Annotated in this window: 12 protein-coding genes; 5 read left to right on the plus strand and 7 right to left on the minus strand. The window is 35.4% G+C overall.

Annotation, left to right across the window (positions count from 1 at the left end):
* Positions 1–22: 22 nt before the first annotated feature.
* The 3 genes from BXU10_RS10965 to BXU10_RS10980 all read right to left on the minus strand — a co-directional run bounded on the left by BXU10_RS10965 (position 23) and on the right by BXU10_RS10980 (position 3172).
* The gene (locus tag BXU10_RS10965; protein WP_078227367.1) at positions 23–478 is read right to left on the minus strand and encodes a PA2169 family four-helix-bundle protein; all 456 of its coding nucleotides are present in this window, start codon (positions 476–478) and stop codon (positions 23–25) included.
* A 337-nt stretch (positions 479–815) separates the two neighbouring features.
* The gene (locus BXU10_RS10975) at positions 816–2006 is read right to left on the minus strand and encodes a pyridoxal phosphate-dependent aminotransferase (protein ID WP_078227369.1); all 1191 of its coding nucleotides are present in this window, start codon (positions 2004–2006) and stop codon (positions 816–818) included.
* A gap of 68 nt (positions 2007–2074) precedes the next feature.
* A complete protein-coding gene (locus tag BXU10_RS10980; RefSeq protein WP_078227370.1) occupies positions 2075–3172 on the minus strand; it encodes an acyl-CoA desaturase in 1098 nt (365 codons plus the stop codon).
* A gap of 107 nt (positions 3173–3279) precedes the next feature.
* On the opposite strand from BXU10_RS10980, the gene rsmG reads away from it, so the two are divergent.
* On the plus strand, positions 3280–3909 hold the full coding sequence (gene rsmG / locus BXU10_RS10985) for a 16S rRNA (guanine(527)-N(7))-methyltransferase RsmG (RefSeq protein WP_078227371.1): 630 nt from the start codon (positions 3280–3282) through the stop codon (positions 3907–3909).
* A gap of 129 nt (positions 3910–4038) precedes the next feature.
* Here rsmG and pruA read toward each other — a convergent pair whose 3' ends face one another.
* On the minus strand, positions 4039–5664 hold the full coding sequence (gene pruA / locus BXU10_RS10990) for an L-glutamate gamma-semialdehyde dehydrogenase (RefSeq protein WP_078227372.1): 1626 nt from the start codon (positions 5662–5664) through the stop codon (positions 4039–4041).
* A gap of 177 nt (positions 5665–5841) precedes the next feature.
* Here pruA and BXU10_RS10995 point away from each other — a divergent pair, with 177 nt between their 5' ends.
* From BXU10_RS10995 to pdeM, 4 genes are read left to right on the plus strand one after another with little or no spacing between them, the layout of a single operon-like run.
* Positions 5842–6906 carry a ligase-associated DNA damage response exonuclease gene (locus tag BXU10_RS10995; protein WP_078227373.1) on the plus strand — a complete coding sequence of 355 codons (1065 nt, stop codon included), beginning with the start codon at positions 5842–5844 and terminating at the stop codon, positions 6904–6906.
* On the plus strand, positions 6907–8508 hold the full coding sequence (locus tag BXU10_RS11000) for an ATP-dependent DNA ligase (RefSeq protein WP_078227374.1): 1602 nt from the start codon (positions 6907–6909) through the stop codon (positions 8506–8508).
* A 17-nt stretch (positions 8509–8525) separates the two neighbouring features.
* On the plus strand, positions 8526–10985 hold the full coding sequence (locus BXU10_RS11005; RefSeq protein ID WP_078227375.1) for a ligase-associated DNA damage response DEXH box helicase: 2460 nt from the start codon (positions 8526–8528) through the stop codon (positions 10983–10985).
* A 4-nt stretch (positions 10986–10989) separates the two neighbouring features.
* Positions 10990–11622 (plus strand): ligase-associated DNA damage response endonuclease PdeM, encoded by a 633-nt coding sequence (gene pdeM / locus BXU10_RS11010; protein WP_078227376.1) that lies wholly within the window; start codon positions 10990–10992, stop codon positions 11620–11622.
* A 1-nt stretch (position 11623) separates the two neighbouring features.
* Here pdeM and apaG read toward each other — a convergent pair whose 3' ends face one another.
* From apaG to BXU10_RS11025, 3 genes are all read right to left on the minus strand, one after another.
* Positions 11624–12010, minus strand: coding sequence for a Co2+/Mg2+ efflux protein ApaG (gene apaG, locus BXU10_RS11015; protein ID WP_031454545.1), 387 nt, complete (start codon positions 12008–12010; stop codon positions 11624–11626).
* An 82-nt stretch (positions 12011–12092) separates the two neighbouring features.
* Entirely contained in the window at positions 12093–13346 is a 1254-nt protein-coding gene (locus tag BXU10_RS11020; RefSeq protein WP_078227377.1) for a DUF5103 domain-containing protein, read from the minus strand.
* 75 nt (positions 13347–13421) lie between these two features.
* On the minus strand, positions 13422–16316 hold the full coding sequence (locus tag BXU10_RS11025) for a DEAD/DEAH box helicase (protein ID WP_078227378.1): 2895 nt from the start codon (positions 16314–16316) through the stop codon (positions 13422–13424).
* Positions 16317–16355 lie beyond the last annotated feature (39 nt).

The following is a 16355-nucleotide window of genomic DNA, read 5'->3' on the forward strand; positions in this document are numbered from 1 at the left end:
AAAGCATGAATCGATCGATCGATTAATTGGATTTCGTTTTAATTAATGTCAAAGTATTTTGAATACTGTTCAATTGTTTTGAAACAACAGAAACCTGATTGTGTTCTAAATGGTTTTCTTCAAGTGCCATTTTGTATTTTTCGATGGCTGCTTCTTCACCAGTGACACATGCGTTGATTATTGCTTCGGTGTCACCCCCTGTAAAAGATGATTTGATATCAATCCAGGTACGGTGTAAGGCTCCAAGCGGGCCTCCGCCAGAAGTATCTGTTGATTTACCTAATTTATTGATTTCGTCTTGTAATTCGACAATAAATAAGGCTCTTTCACGGGCATACTCCAGAAAATCAGTTTTCATTGCCGAATTTTCTACATGTTCAGCTGCATTAGTATAGCCCAGTTTTCCATCTTCCAAAATTGAAATTAATCCTTCTAAAGTTTTAACTGCTTCTCTTGTAGTTTCATCTGTATGTATCATGATAAATATGATTTAAAATTTATATATTACAAAGATGGAATTTATAACATTTTCTTTTTTACAGGATTACGCTGTTATTTTATATTATTATGGAATGGAAATTTTGAAACTATAAAAACAGTTCATGCAGATGATAGCAGACTCTTCCTCGAAAAAAATGATATTTCTGATGTTCTTTTTTGCGTGAGGGATAGAAGCGATATCCTTTTATGGCGGTGTTCGCCATAAAAGATTTAGCGAATAGCCCGGCCTTTGGGGCACGCCAAAAAAAAACAGCTCAAAGTATAAAGTGATGAAACTTTAAACCTTAAGCCGTTTTAATAAAACGATTATGTCGTTATGCAGCCAAAGCTTCTTTGATTCTGCGTAATGCTTCTTTTAAAATATCGTCGCTGGTAGCGTAAGAGAAACGAATACAATTTGGATTTCCGAATGCGTCTCCGGTTACTGTTGCAACGTTTGCTTCTGCTAAAAGGTACATCGAAACGTCGTTTGCATCTTTAATCTCAGTTCCTTTTAATGTTTTTCCGAAGAAAGAAGAAACGTCTGGGAATACGTAAAATGCTCCTTCCGGAACGTTGATTTTTACTCCTGGAATTTCTTTTAATAATCCAACTACTAAATCTCTACGAGTGTGGAATGCCTGAACCATATGGTTTAATACGCTTGGATCAGCATCTACAGCTGTAATAGTAGCACGTTGTGCCACTGAATTTGCTCCGGAAGTTACCTGGCCCTGAATTTTTGTACATGCTTTTGCGATAAATTCCGGTGCTCCTATATAACCAATTCTGTATCCTGTCATAGCGAATGCTTTTGCAACTCCGTTTACAGTGATTGTTTTTTCTAACATTCCAGGGATTGAGCCAATGCTGCAGAAAGTTCCTGAAAAATTGATGTGCTCGTAAATTTCGTCAGCAACAACATATATGTTTGGGTGCTTTTCCAGAACTTTAGCCAAAGCTGTTAATTCTTCTCTGCTGTAAACGGAACCAGAAGGATTACATGGAGAAGAGAACCACATCATTTTTGTTTTTGGTGTAATGGCAGATTCTAATTGAGCAGGTGTAATTTTGAAATCAGTGTCAACAGAAGTTGGAACTTCTACAGGAACTCCTCCTGAAAGTTTTACGATTTCAAAATACGAAACCCAGTATGGTGCAGGTAAAATAACCTCGTCACCATTGTTAAGCATTACTTGTGCGATGTTGTATAAAGATTGTTTTGCTCCTGTAGAAACTACGATTTGAGAAGGTTTGTAATCTAATCCGTTATCTCTTGTGAATTTTCTGGAAATGGCTTCTCTTAATTCTAAATATCCTTCTACCGGAGAATAAGTGCTATAGTTTTCGTCTACTGCTTTTTTAACCGCTTCCTTAATGAAATCAGGGGTGTTAAAGTCAGGTTCCCCCAAACTTAAACTGATAATATCTTTTCCTTGTGCTTTTAGCTCGCGAGCTAATGCGGCCATCGCTAAAGTTTGCGAAGTAGCTAAGTTGTTAATTCTGTCTGAAAGAATATGGTTCATTATAAAAAATTTAATTGCTCTTAATTTGCTGTGTATTTAAGAGAGGTTAATTATTAATAGATTTTTGATTATGCTAATTCGGGTTTTCTCCCAAGATCTTTTAAGTGTTTGTAATGTGCCCAAACGGCGCCCCTCATCGTTCTGAATTCATGGTAAGGCAAATTGCATTCTCGGGCTGTTTGTTTTACAATTTCAGCAATTTTTCCGTAATGGATGTGACTGATATTTGGAAAAATATGATGCTCAATCTGATGATTTAATCCACCGGTAAACCAGTTTACAATTTTGTTTTTTGGTGCAAAATTAGCGGTAGTATATAATTGGTGAATTGCCCAGGTATTTTCGATTTCCCCTTCTTCATTCGGAACAGGATTTGTCGTTTCTTCTACAACATGTGCCAATTGAAAAACGATACTTAAAATTAATCCGGCAGTATAATGCATTACAAAAAATCCGATAACAACTTTCCACCATTCTACGCCCAAAGCCATTGGCAATACCATCCAGATTAAAACGTAAATTATTTTTGTGATCACCAAAACCGTCCATAATTTAGTTGGACTTTGAGGAGTTCCGTATGATAATTTTCTTTTCAGATAATTTTTCATCTGCTTAAAATCGGTTGTTAAAGCCCAATTGAAAGTCAGCAAACCATATAAGAAAAAAGAATAATAATGCTGGAATTTATGAAAACGATGCCACTCGGCATTTTGTGTAAAACGGATAATTCTTCCTGCATCCAGATCTTCATCATGACCATGAATATTTGTATAAGTATGATGCAAAACATTGTGCTGCACTTGCCAGTTGTAAACATTTCCCGCCAAAACGTATATACTGCCGCCCATAATTTTATTGATCCATGATTTTGATGAGTAAGAACCATGATTACCATCATGCATTACGTTCATACCGATTCCGGCCATTCCTATTCCCATCAAAATATTCAATAATAATTGTGCCCAGAAAGGCATGGTATCCAGTGCTAAAATTAAAAAATAAGGTGTAAGGAAGATGGAGAAAAGAATAATCGCCTTTAAGTGCAACTTCCAGTTTCCGGTTTTTTGGATATTGTTCTCCTTGAAGTAATTGTTTACCCGTGAGTTAAGCGTTCTGAAAAACTTCAGATTATCCTGCTTTGAAAATGTCGGTGCGGTATTATTCATATTAATTTTAAATAGTTGTCAAAGGTAATTATTATAAATTTTCAATTTGCAAAATTGAGTTAAATATTTCAATCGTAAAGTAGTACTTTTGTTAAAAATTTAGAGCAATGGATGAGATATTGAAATATTTTCCGGATTTGACCGACATTCAAATCGAACAGTTTCAAAAATTAGACTTTTTATATCACGACTGGAATGAAAAAATCAATGTTATTTCAAGAAAAGATATTGATGCCTTATATACCAAACATATTTTGCATTCTCTTGGAATTGCAAAAATCATGAAATTCGAACCCGGAGCAACCGTTTTGGATGTTGGAACCGGAGGAGGTTTTCCCGGAATTCCACTTGCCATTCTTTTTCCGGAAACCCGTTTTTATTTAATTGATGTGATTGCCAAAAAAATAAAGGTAGTTCAGGGCGTTGTAGATGCTTTGGAATTAAAGAACGTAAAAGCAGAACAAAAACGTGCTGAATTGGTAAAAGGTGATTTCGATTTCATAGTAAGCCGTGCCGTAACCAATATGCCGGATTTTGTTTCCTGGATTCATGATAAAATCAAAAAGCAGCACAAACACACTTTAAAAAATGGAATCCTATATTTAAAAGGAGGTGATTTGACTGAGGAATTGAAAGATTTTCCAAAAGCAACCTTATATGATTTAGCTGGTATTTTTGAGGATGAGTTTTTCGAAACTAAAAAAGTGGTTCATTTACCATTGAAGTTTCAGGCTTAAAAAGGTTTCAAGTTTAAAAGTTTCAGGTTTCAAGTTTTGAAACCTATAAAAAATCCGAATCTAATTTAGATACGGATTTTTTATATAGACAAAGTTTCAAACTTGAAACCTGAAACTTGAAACAAAAGATTATCCCAAAAATGGATATCTGTAATCCTCAGGAGTTACAAAAGTTTCCTTGATCGTTCTTGGAGAGGCCCAACGCAATAAGTTCAATGCTGAACCTGCTTTGTCGTTTGTTCCTGAAGCTCTTGCTCCGCCAAAAGGCTGCATTCCAACGACTGCACCTGTTGGTTTGTCGTTGATATAGAAGTTACCTGCTGAATTTTGCAATTTCACAGTAGCCACTTCAATAGCATAGCGATCCTGACTGAAAACAGCTCCTGTTAAAGCATACTCAGAAGAAGTATCAACCAATTCTAAAGTTTCTTCCCATTTTGCATCTTCGTAAATGTAAAGCGTTACAACTGGTCCGAATAATTCGGTTTCCATCGTAGTATATTTTGGATTTGTCGTTACAATAACCGTTGGTTCAATAAAGTAACCTACAGATTTGTCGTAATTTCCTCCAACAATAATTTCAGCATCAGCGTCTTTTTTAGCCTGATCTATATAACTGGCCAATTTGTCAAAAGAACCTTCGTGAATAACTGCTGTAATGAAGTTTCCAAAATCTTCCGGAGAACCGATTTTCATAGATTTTACATCCGTAATTAATTGCTCTTTTACAGCTGGCCATAAACTTTGCGGTATATAAACCCTGGAAGCTGCGGAACATTTTTGCCCCTGAAATTCAAAAGCTCCACGAGTGATTCCGGTTACTACTTGTTTTACATTAGCACTTGGATGTGCAATAATAAAATCTTTACCACCAGTTTCACCAACAATTCTTGGGTATGTTTTATAGTTGTGGATGTTGGCGCCAATTTTAGCCCAGATATCTTTAAATACATGGGTTGATCCTGTAAAGTGAATTCCAGCGAAATCTCGGCTTGCCAAAACAGTATCGGTAATCATTAAAGCATCACCAAAAACAACGTTGATAACGCCATCAGGAACTCCCGCTTCTTTGAAAACATCCAAAATAATTTTTGTAGAAAATACCTGACTATCACTTGGTTTCCAAACTACAACGTTACCCATCATCGCGGCACTTGCAGGAAGATTGGCAGCAATAGCCGTAAAATTAAAAGGAGTAATAGCGTAAACAAAACCTTCAAGAGGTCGGTATTCTAAACGATTCCAGGTTGTAGAGTCAGATTTTGGCTGATCTCCGTAAATCTGCGTCATGAATTCTACATTGTAACGTAAAAAGTCGATCAATTCACAAGAAGCATCAATTTCTGCCTGATGAATATTTTTAGACTGGCCAATCATGGTTGCTGCGTTAATACGTGCTCTGTAAGGTCCTGCGATTAATTCTGCCGCTTTTAAGAAAATAGCAGCACGCTGTTCCCACGCCATATTTGCCCACGCTGCTCTTGATTCAAGAGCATTGGCAATCGCTTTTTCGATATGTTGTTTTTCAGCCAGATGATATTTTCCAACAACGTGCTGGTGATCATGAGGAACTGTTATATTTTTTGTATTTCCGGTTCTGATTTCTTCGCTTCCAATATGTAAAGGAACATCAATTTGAGAATTCCACATTGTAGTGTAAGCTGCCTGAACAGCTGCTCTTTCCGGAGAGTTGGGTGCGTATCCTTTTACGGGCTCATTGACCGCTTTAGGTACATTAAAAAATCCTTTTAACATGGGATGAGATATTTTAAAATTACGAATTGTTTAATTTTAGGCAAAAGTACAAAGGTTATTTTGATTATATCACAATACAATACTAAAATGTTGTAATTTAATAAACTAATCACGTCAAGCTATAAAACGCATGTTTGTATAAAAGTTTAAATTTGAGTGACTTCAATTTACAGGACTATGAAAATTCCGCTTCTGGCTTTTAACGATAAAGGAATTTACTGCCAACAGGCTGATGTATATCTTGATCCCTGGCGGCCGGTAAAAAATGCTATTATTACGCACGGTCACGCAGATCACTCCCGTTGGGGACATCAAAATTATATTACACATCATACAAATGTTCCGATAATTCGGCATCGTTTGGGAGAAATAAATGTGACCGGAAAAGAGTGGGGAGAAACCTTTGTGATTAATAATGTGAAATTCTCATTACATCCAGCTGGACATATTATAGGAAGCTCTCAAATTCGCGTTGAACACAAAGGCGAAGTCTGGGTTTTTACTGGCGATTACAAAACCGAACACGATGGAATATCAGTTCCGTACGAAGTGGTAAAATGCCACACTTTCACCACGGAATGTACTTTTGGATTACCAGCTTTCAATTGGACGCCACAGGCAGAAGTCATTACGGAAATCAATAATTGGTGGGCAGAAAATAAAGCAGAGGGAAAAACCTCCATTCTCTTTGGATATTCTCTAGGGAAAGCACAACGACTTTTGAAATATTTAGATACCGATATCGGTAAAATATACACGCATGGTGCTATCGAAAATATGACGAATGTTTTACGTCCGATGGTGGATTTTCCGCCAACAACTTTAGTAAAACGCGAAACTAAAAAAGAAGAATTCGCAGGAAATATTGTTCTCGCTCCGCCAAGTGCCCACGGAAGTATCTGGATCAGAAAAATGACGCCTTTTGTAACCGGTGCAGCAAGCGGCTGGATGGCTTTTCGCGGAGCCAGAAGAAGACGTGCCATTGACAAAGGTTTTGTGTTAAGCGATCATTGCGATTGGTATTCGCTTTTGGACAGCATCAAAGCCACCGGAGCAGAAAAAATAATCTGCACGCATGGTTATACCGATATTTTCTCCAAATATTTAAGGGAATTAGGTTACGATGCCAGAACTGAAAAAACACAGTACGAAGGTGAAGCAGCAGAAATGGAAAAAGACAATAAGGAAGTTGTATTTGAACAAAATGAAACTTCGGATATTTCTGAAAATAAGGAACTGTAGATGAAAAATTTCGCCCAACTCATTAAGACACTCGACAGTTCTAATAAAACCAACGTAAAAGTCGATGCTCTGACGACGTATTTTAAAAATGCATCGCCAGAAGATAAAGTATGGACGATTGCGATTTTGTCACATCGTCGTCCGCCAAGACCGGTTAATACCACTTTACTGCGGATTTGGGCAAATGAATTGGCGAATATTCCGCTATGGCTTTTTGAGGAAAGTTATCATATTGTTGGGGATTTGGCGGAAACTATCGCTTTAATCATTCCAACAACCAAAGAACATTCTGATAAAAGTTTAACCGAATATCTTCAGGAAATTATTGCGTTAAAAAAGAAATCAGATATTGAGAAAAAAGAATATTTGCACGAAAATTGGTTAGCACTCAATTATTACGAACGCTTTGTTTTTACCAAATTAATTACCGGAAGTTTAAGAATCGGCGTAAGCCAAAAATTAATGACCAGAGCTTTATCTAAAGCAGAAAATGTAGATGAAGATGCTTTGGCTTATAAATTAATGGGAAATTGGGATCCGAATAAAATTACGTTTCAGGAATTGATTCTGGATGAAAAAAGCAGTGATTATTTGTCAAAACCATATCCGTTTTATTTAGCTTATCCAATTGAAGGCGAAGTCGATAATTTAGGAAATCCTGAAGACTGGTCAATTGAACATAAATGGGACGGAATTCGCTCGCAAACGATTATTAGGGACAATGAAATTTATGTCTGGTCAAGAGGCGAGGAGCTTGTTACCGATAAATACCCTGAGTTTCGGTCTTTCGTCGGAATTATTCCGGATGGTACCGTTATTGATGCGGAAATTTTAGCTTTTCCCGAAAAAGAAATTGGGACTTTTAATGATTTGCAAGCCAGAATTGGACGTAAAACAATATCAGTTAGTTTACTTGAAAAAGTGCCTGTAATATTAAAAGCCTATGATATTTTAGAATGGGAAGGTCAGGATATTCGAAATTTACCGTATTCCGAAAGAAGATTATTATTAGAACAATTATACAATTCAATTAAAGATAAAACGGCTTCTTTTCAATTATCAGAAAGGGTGTTGCTCTATTCCTGGCAAGATGTTACAAACGAAAGAATGCGTGCCCGCGAAATGAAAAGCGAAGGTTTGATGTTAAAACGAAACGACTCGCCCTATCAGGTGGGAAGAAAAAAAGGTGATTGGTGGAAATGGAAAATAGAACCGTTGGTGATTGATGCCGTTTTAACGTATGCGATGCGCGGTCACGGAAGAAGATCTAATTTATTTACAGACTATACTTTCGCACTTTGGCAGATTAACGATAACGGAGAAAGAGAATTAGTAACCTTCGCCAAAGCTTATTCCGGTTTAACGGATGCGGAATTCAGAAAAGTAGATGACTTTATCAAAAAAAATACGTTGGAACGATTTGGTCCGGTTCGAAGTGTAACGCCCCAATTGGTTTTCGAAATTGGTTTCGAAGGAATCGCACTTTCCAAAAGACATAAAAGTGGGATTGCAACCCGTTTTCCAAGAATTTTGCGGTGGCGACAGGATAAGAAAATTGAGGAAGCCAATTCAATTGAAGATTTAAAAAGTATGATTTCTTAGAAGTCAAAATCATAAAAATGAACAGAGACGAACTTTATACCATTGCAGAAAACTGGTTTCAAGATCAGGGCTGGAAAGCATTTCCATTCCAAACCCAAACGTGGACAGCTTTTCTGCAAGGCAAAAACGGGTTATTAAACGCGCCAACAGGAAGCGGAAAAACCTACGCCTTATGGTTTCCGATCCTTCTCGATTACATGAAGAAAAACCCGAATTATAAAACGAAACATAAACCAGGATTAAAGGCGATTTGGATAACACCGTTACGCGCTCTTTCAGTAGAAATAAAACAAGCTGCCGAAAGAATTCTTAATGATTTGGATACACAAATGACAGTTGGAATCCGTTCCGGAGATACTTCGCAAAGCGAAAGAACCAAGCAAAGTAAAAAAATGCCTGACTTGCTGGTTACCACTCCTGAAAGTCTACAATTATTATTGGCTTCAAAAGAATTTGCTAAAACTTTTGCCAATTGCTCCGCCATTGTGGTCGATGAATGGCACGAATTATTAGGTACAAAAAGGGGTGTTCAAATGGAACTCGCTTTATCCCGATTAAAAACGATTGCACCAAAAATGCGTATTTGGGGAATTTCAGCCACCATCGGAAATCTTGAACTGGCGCAACAGGTATTGTTAGGTGTAAATTCAGAAGCTTATAATAATTCGGTTTTGATTAAAGCCAATATCAACAAAAAAATAAAATTAATTTCGATATTACCCGACAAAATGGATAGTTATCCGTGGCGTGGTCACATGGGATTGCATCTAATTGATGAGGTTGCGAAAATAGTGCGGAAAAGCAAAACTACTTTAATTTTTACTAATGTACGATCTGCCTGCGAAATGTGGTTTCAGGCAATATTGGAGAAATATCCGGAGTTTGCCGGAGATATGGCCATGCATCACGGAAGCATAAGCAGGGAAACCCGTTTGTGGGTTGAAAATGCGATTAGAAATGAAGAATTAAAAGTTGTAGTCTGTACTTCTAGTTTAGACTTAGGAGTAGATTTTGCTCCTGTTGAAACCATCATTCAGGTGGGTGGACCAAAAGGTGTTGCCCGTTTTCTGCAAAGAGCAGGACGAAGTGGCCATCAACCCGGAAAAGAAAGTGTAATTTATTTTCTTGCTACACATGCCATTGAACTAATTGAAGCTTCAGCACTGAAAAAAGCGGTTGCCAAAACGATTGTCGAAGACCGTATTCCTTATTTGAACAGTTGGGATGTTTTGGTACAATATCTGAATACGTTAGCTGTTTCTGACGGATTTTTTCCGGATGAAATTTTTGAAGAAGTCCGACAAACATTCTGTTATCAAAATATTACAAAAGAAAACTGGAACTGGATTCTGAACTTTATTACCAACGGAAGTCAAAGTTTACAAGCGTATGAGGAATTCAAAAAAGTAGAAATTGAAGAAGACGGACGTTTTAAAATTAACAGTCGATTGATTGCACTGCATCACCGAATGCAGATAGGAACCATCGTTGGTGATGCTTCATTAAATGTGAAATTTTTAAGCGGAGGTTATATTGGAAATATTGAAGAATGGTTTGCCTCAAAACTACAGCCGGGAGATGTTTTTACCTTTGCAGGAAAACGTTTGGAATTATTTCGTGTAAAAAATATGCAGGTTTTGGTTCGAAAGGCTGATCCCAAAAAAGAGTCAAGAACTGTGAGCTGGATGGGAGGGCGCATGGCATTATCTGTCCAGATGAGCGAATTGCTTCGGGAAGAATTATACGCTGCTAATAGCGAGAATCTGACCCCGGAATTAAAAGCTTTGCAGCCTATCTTTGCAAGGCAGCGAAAGGAAAGTATTGTCCCTGGCGATGATGAATTCTTAATTGAAACCTTTAAAACCAGAGAAGGTTTTCATGCTGTTTTTTATCTTTTCGAAGGTCGGTTTGTGCATGAAGCTTTAGCCAGTATTTTATCCTATCGCATTAGTTTATTATCTCCAATTACTTTTTCTTTGGCTTATAATGATTACGGGTTTGAATTGCTCTCCGATCAGGAAATTGACATGCAGTCGGTTTTTGATAACAATTTGTTTTCTACCGAATATGTGCATCATGATTTGCAGAAGAGCCTTAATTTAACAGAAATGGCTCGCAGAAAATTCAGGGATATTGCCGTAATTGCAGGACTAGTTTTTACCGGAATGCCCGGAAGACCTGTTAAAACAAAACATTTGCAGAGTGGCTCGCAATTGCTTTTTGAAGTTTTCAGAGATTATGAGCCGGATAATTTATTACTCCAGCAGGCTTATACAGAAACATTTGAACATCATTTGGAAGAAGGTCGTTTGATTCAGGCTTTAGAAAGGGTAAATCAACAGACTATTGTCTGGAAACAATGCAAAAAACCTACACCATTCAGTTTTCCAATCATTACTGATCGTTTGAGGGAAAAATTATCAAGCGAAACATTGGCGGAAAGAATCAAAAAGATGACAGCGAGTTATATGAAATAATAATATGAAAATTACAATCAATAAGCAAAGTTTTATTTTACATCCTTGCGGTGCGGCTTTCTGGGAAGAAAAAAAAATACTTTTAATATCAGATTTGCATTTAGGCAAAGTATCGCATTTCAGAAAACACGGAATGGCGATTCCGGAGAAAGCGATTCCGGAGAATTTTAATCGGTTAAACAATATTTTAGAATTATTTGATGCTGAAACTATAATTTTCTTAGGGGATTTATTTCATAGTAAAATGAATAAAGAATGGAATTTGTTTTCAGACTGGACTAAAAGGATAAAAAAGCAGATTATTTTGGTGGAAGGTAATCACGATATCATTTCGAAAAAAAATTATATAGATTTACATATAGAAATTTATTCAGAACTCATAATTGATGATTTTTTATTAACACATCATCCAACAGAAAGAGAAAATCTCTTCAATTTTTGCGGACACATTCATCCGGGAATTAAACTAAAAGGATTAGGAAAGCAATTCTTAAGCTTGTCTTGTTTTTTCAGAAAAACGAATCAAATGATTTTTCCGGCTTTTGGAGAATTTACAGGTAATTTTTATCTGATTCCCGAAGAAAATGACAAAGTGTATGCTCTTGCAAAAGGAGAAGTAATAGAAATTAAAAACTAATTTAATTCAAAGCAAATGGAGCACACATCCTAAACGTAGGAACTATAACTTTAAATATTTTGGTTGTAGTAAAATTAATCATATTAAAATGACCTTTCATCGAACCATAAGGTGATGATAATAAACAACCTGAACTGTAAGTATGATTTTCGCCTGGTTTTAAAACAGGTTTTTTTCCAATAACACCTTCTCCATCAACTACTTCTAAGTCATTTAGGGAGTCGAAAATTTCCCAGTGGCGGGATGTTAATTGAACTGAATCCTTACTGTGGTTTTCGATTGTGACCACATAACTAAAAGCAAAATGAATCTTGTAGTTCTTGAAGTAAGTACCTTCAAAACTAGTCAAAACAGATATTTTTATGCCTCTTGTTATCTGAGAAACCATAACTAACGTAGTATATATGTGTGTGTTATATGTGCAAACTTACGAAAAAAAATGATTCGATTGAAATCCTTTTTTAGAATGTTTAGTTAATAATGTTCAATGAGTTGGCGTTTCCTTTTCCGATAACTCTTTCGTAACGGTCTGTATTTTCACGGTAATAGACTAAAATAGTGTATTCGTTTTCAGTTTGATAAAAGTTTCCGTCGATGGCATTTTCATAATCAATAACACCATTTTTGTCAGCAACTGTGTATTGAAAATTTGTAAAACCCTGTTTAATCATTACGGCTTTTTCATAAATACCTTTATCTGCATTATAATCCATTTTGTATTCTGGCGACAAACTGTAATTATTGAACATTCCGGTAATATAAATGTCTTTGTTTAACCTGAATGCAGGAGCTGAAAGGCTAAAATAGACCCAGGCGTAATCAGCTTCAATTTCCTGATTGGATCCGTTAATATTTTTGACTACAAAATTTCCATTGACATCCTGATATACCGTATAAATCTGATTGCCTCTTGCTGGGCTTGTGTATAAAAATGAACTGTAAATATCACTGCTTGAATTTACTTTCGCTACATTGTTATTTGCAGCTCTAATATCTTTATTCTCAAAGTATAAAAATTCATTTCCGCCCCAAAATTGTGTTTCACTGTCGTATTTATAAACCAATTGATTACCAAGTGTATATTGTGGGGGAATATTTTTAATACTCGTATTAAAATCACCATTCTGCATTAAAAGTATTTTTACGTTTTGTAATGGTGTCTGAAAAGCAATGTCATTTGAAGTAATGGCAATATCAAGATTTTGTTTGTATTCAATGTTGTTTAAATTTCGGGTTCGTTTAACCTGAGCTGCTACAGTAGATTTATTTTCGTATAAAATGAACTTTCTGGAGAAAATAAGCTCTCTGTCTTCATTTAGGATTTTGACCATATAATTACCTGAAATTCTTAGCTGAGTAGCAAACTGATTTGGAAAAGGTAACTTATAATGCGAGTAATTCTGGAGCGTATTGAAAGAATTCGAATAATCCATAATTCTTTGATTGTCAAAACCCCGAATATAATCTGTTTTAGGGATTTCTGAAGGCTTCCAGTTGTAGTCACAATGTACAATTTCGAAATAATAATTGGCTTCGTTGCCGTATAAATCATCAAATTGAAGTTCAAATGTGGAACCTAATTCAAATATTGGGACTACATTGCTGCCATTTTGTACAAATGAAACTGTTTTTATATTGTATGGCGGATTAATTTCTTTTTCCTGGGCTTTCGCCAAACTGAAAATAAAAAGAAAAATAAAGCTTGTATATGAAAATTTTAACATCAGATTACGTTTGTAAGATTGTAAATATAACAATTTTATAGAACGAAAAAGACGCTTTTGTATTGGATTTCATCATTAAGATCCCAAAATATAGGCTAAGTTGCCTTCAAGTTCGTCATTGATATAACTTTCTTCCAAAAGAGAATCAGACAATAGCTTTTTATTTTCCTGAAGTTTCACTATTTTTTCTTCAACTGTATTTTTCGAGATAAAACGAATTACATTTACTTTATTCAACTGCCCAATTCGGTGTGCTCGTGCAACTCCTTGCTTTTCTGCGAAAGGATTCCACCACGGATCTAAAAATAAAACATAAGAAGCTTTTGTGATATTCAGACCAACGCCACCTGCTTTCAACGAAATAAAAAACAACAACGGATTTTCGTTTTCCTGAAACAATTTTACCTGTTGTTCTCGTTTGCCGGCTGGGGTTTCTCCTGTAATTTCACAAAACTCGATTTTGTTTTGTTTGCACCAATCGGTATAAAAGTTCAGGTTGGTAACAAACGAACTGAAAATGATTACTTTTTGTTTTACTTTAACTAAATTTTCAAGATAATTGGTAACAGCAATATATTTTCCGGAATCAATTTCGGAATCTGCATCGACCATTTTCGGATGATTACTCAATTGTCGCAGTTTCATCAAAGTATTGATAATACTGATTTTATCTGGGCTTGAACCATCGGTTTTAAGGAGGAAATTACGAGCTTTAGATTTTTCTTTTTCATATAATTTTTCCTGTTCCGGATCCATGTCGCAATAATAAATCTGCTCTGTCAATTCCGGTAAATCTTTTAAAACCTGTTCTTTGGTTCGTCGCAAAATATAAGGCTGGATGAGGTTTTTTAATTCGGTTAAAACTTCTTCATTCTGCTTTTTCTCAATCGGATTTTTGAAATTTCCCACAAAAAAAGCATAACTGCCCAGAATATCCGGATTGATAAACTGCATCTGCGACCATAAATCGTCAAGCGAATTTTCGATTGGCGTACCACTCAGCGCAATTTTATGACCTGTACTGATTTTATTGATGGCTTTAAAAATTTTAGAATTTTTGTTTTTAATATACTGACTTTCATCTAAAATCAGATAGCGGAAATTATACTTTTCTAAAATGGAAATATCCCGGTGAACGATGCTGTAACTGGTAAAAATCAAATCAGTTGAATCTAATCTGCCTGCGAGTAATTTTCTGTCATTACCCACATATTGCATTTTTGAAAAGTGTGGCGTAAACTTTCCAGTCTCATTAAACCAGTTAAAAACCAAAGAGGAAGGCAGCACTATCAAAGCTTTTAGAGGCTCTCTTTCAACAGTCGTTTCATTTGCAAACAAATCAAAATTGGTCGTTTTGGTTGTAAAGCCTAATTGCTCCTGTACAGAAACCAAAACAGCTAAAGTCTGTAATGTCTTTCCAAGTCCCATGTCATCCGCGAGACAAGCACCCAGATTAGAATTGAAATGTCCCAAAAGCCATTTTACACCCTCAATTTGATACGGTCTTAAAGTTGTTTTTAGTAAATCTGAGGGAGTATATTCAGCATGAGTAATTACATTATTATCAATTTCTGAAATTCCGTCCAAAGCGGTGAAATTACTTTTACGTAAAAGTAATGCTCCGTTTTCTGTTTTTGCCAGTTTTGCCAAAGAACCATATTTGCTGAACCATTCCAGCGGAATTAAAAAGTAATTTCCGTCAGGTAACATAAAAAGTCTTTCCTTGCTTTTTATATTCGGAATAATTTCGCTGAAATTGATTTTATAATTGCCAATAGTAACGATGATTTTAATATCAAACCAATCGGCTTTTGTTTCTTTTGCAATCGAAATCGTATTACTTTCTGTAATGATTTCTTTGCTTTCAAGTTTCAGGTTTTGGATTGTAAAGCCTAAACTTTCAAGCTTTTCCTTGTTGTCAATAATCAATTGAATATTGATATAAGGATCATTCGCTTCTGTTTCAAGTCCAAACAATTCGTTTTTGACTTTTACTAAACCAATTTCAAGTAATTTTTTTGTGTATAAAATTTCTACGGCACTCCTTTTAAACTGAATTATTTTGGGTTCGTTAGCAATACTGAAATCCACAAAAGAATGTGTTTTTTTAGTTTTACCGGCGTCAAATACATAACCGTTATAATCGAAATAAAGGTTGAGGTAATAAGAATTTTTAAAGAAATCATAAACAGGCTGAATTGTACTCGAAATTATTTGGTCACGAAGTTCCATTTCAAAACCAGTAGCTTCAATATCAATTTTTTTAGCTATTTCGGGTATAAATCCTTTAAAATAATCATCCACCAATTTTGATGGAATTTCAATTGATTTTTTCTTTAAAAACGGAGTCAGTTTTTTAGCATTCAGTTCTTTTAGCTGCCCTAATTTTTTATCAATAATTAACCACCCCGGTTCATCCAAAAGAATATCAATACTACTATTCATGGGTGAAAAAGTAGTTTTATTTTCTTTTAACGAAAGGGTATAAGTAATTCCTTCTAAATGTTTGTCAAATTGTATCTGAGGTTCAAATTCAAGTGGTTCAACTGTAACTCGCGAACGGTAAAAATCTTTTTCAGCGCTCATATTAAGTGATAAAGGAAATTGTTCCTTCACGATTAAATCGTAAAAGGAACTTAAATTAAATTTTAAATACTGACGGATTGCAAACTCAATTTTAGAATCTTTTTGCAGATCAGCTATTGTTTTCGCTGATTTGATTTTGGCACCGAACTTCTTGAAAATGAATTCAGGTTTTAAGGATTCGCAGGCTGTCAGGATTTTTTTAGTATTTGAATCTAAATTTTCAAAATCAATTCCGAAACTATCCAATACAACTTTTGTAGCTTTTTTGTTGAGATATTTTATTTCGCTCGTATTCTCAACAATATAGGCTGTAGGAATATAGGTATTCAGATTTTTTTCAAAACTAATGTCAAAACAGAACTGAAATGATTTAATAGGTTCCAAGGTTTAAAGGTTTGGTTAGGCTTGTAATTTGGGAATTGT

Origin of the sequence: Flavobacterium sp. LM4 (genome assembly GCF_002017935.1) — a bacterium.
GTDB lineage: Bacteria > Bacteroidota > Bacteroidia > Flavobacteriales > Flavobacteriaceae > Flavobacterium > Flavobacterium chungangense.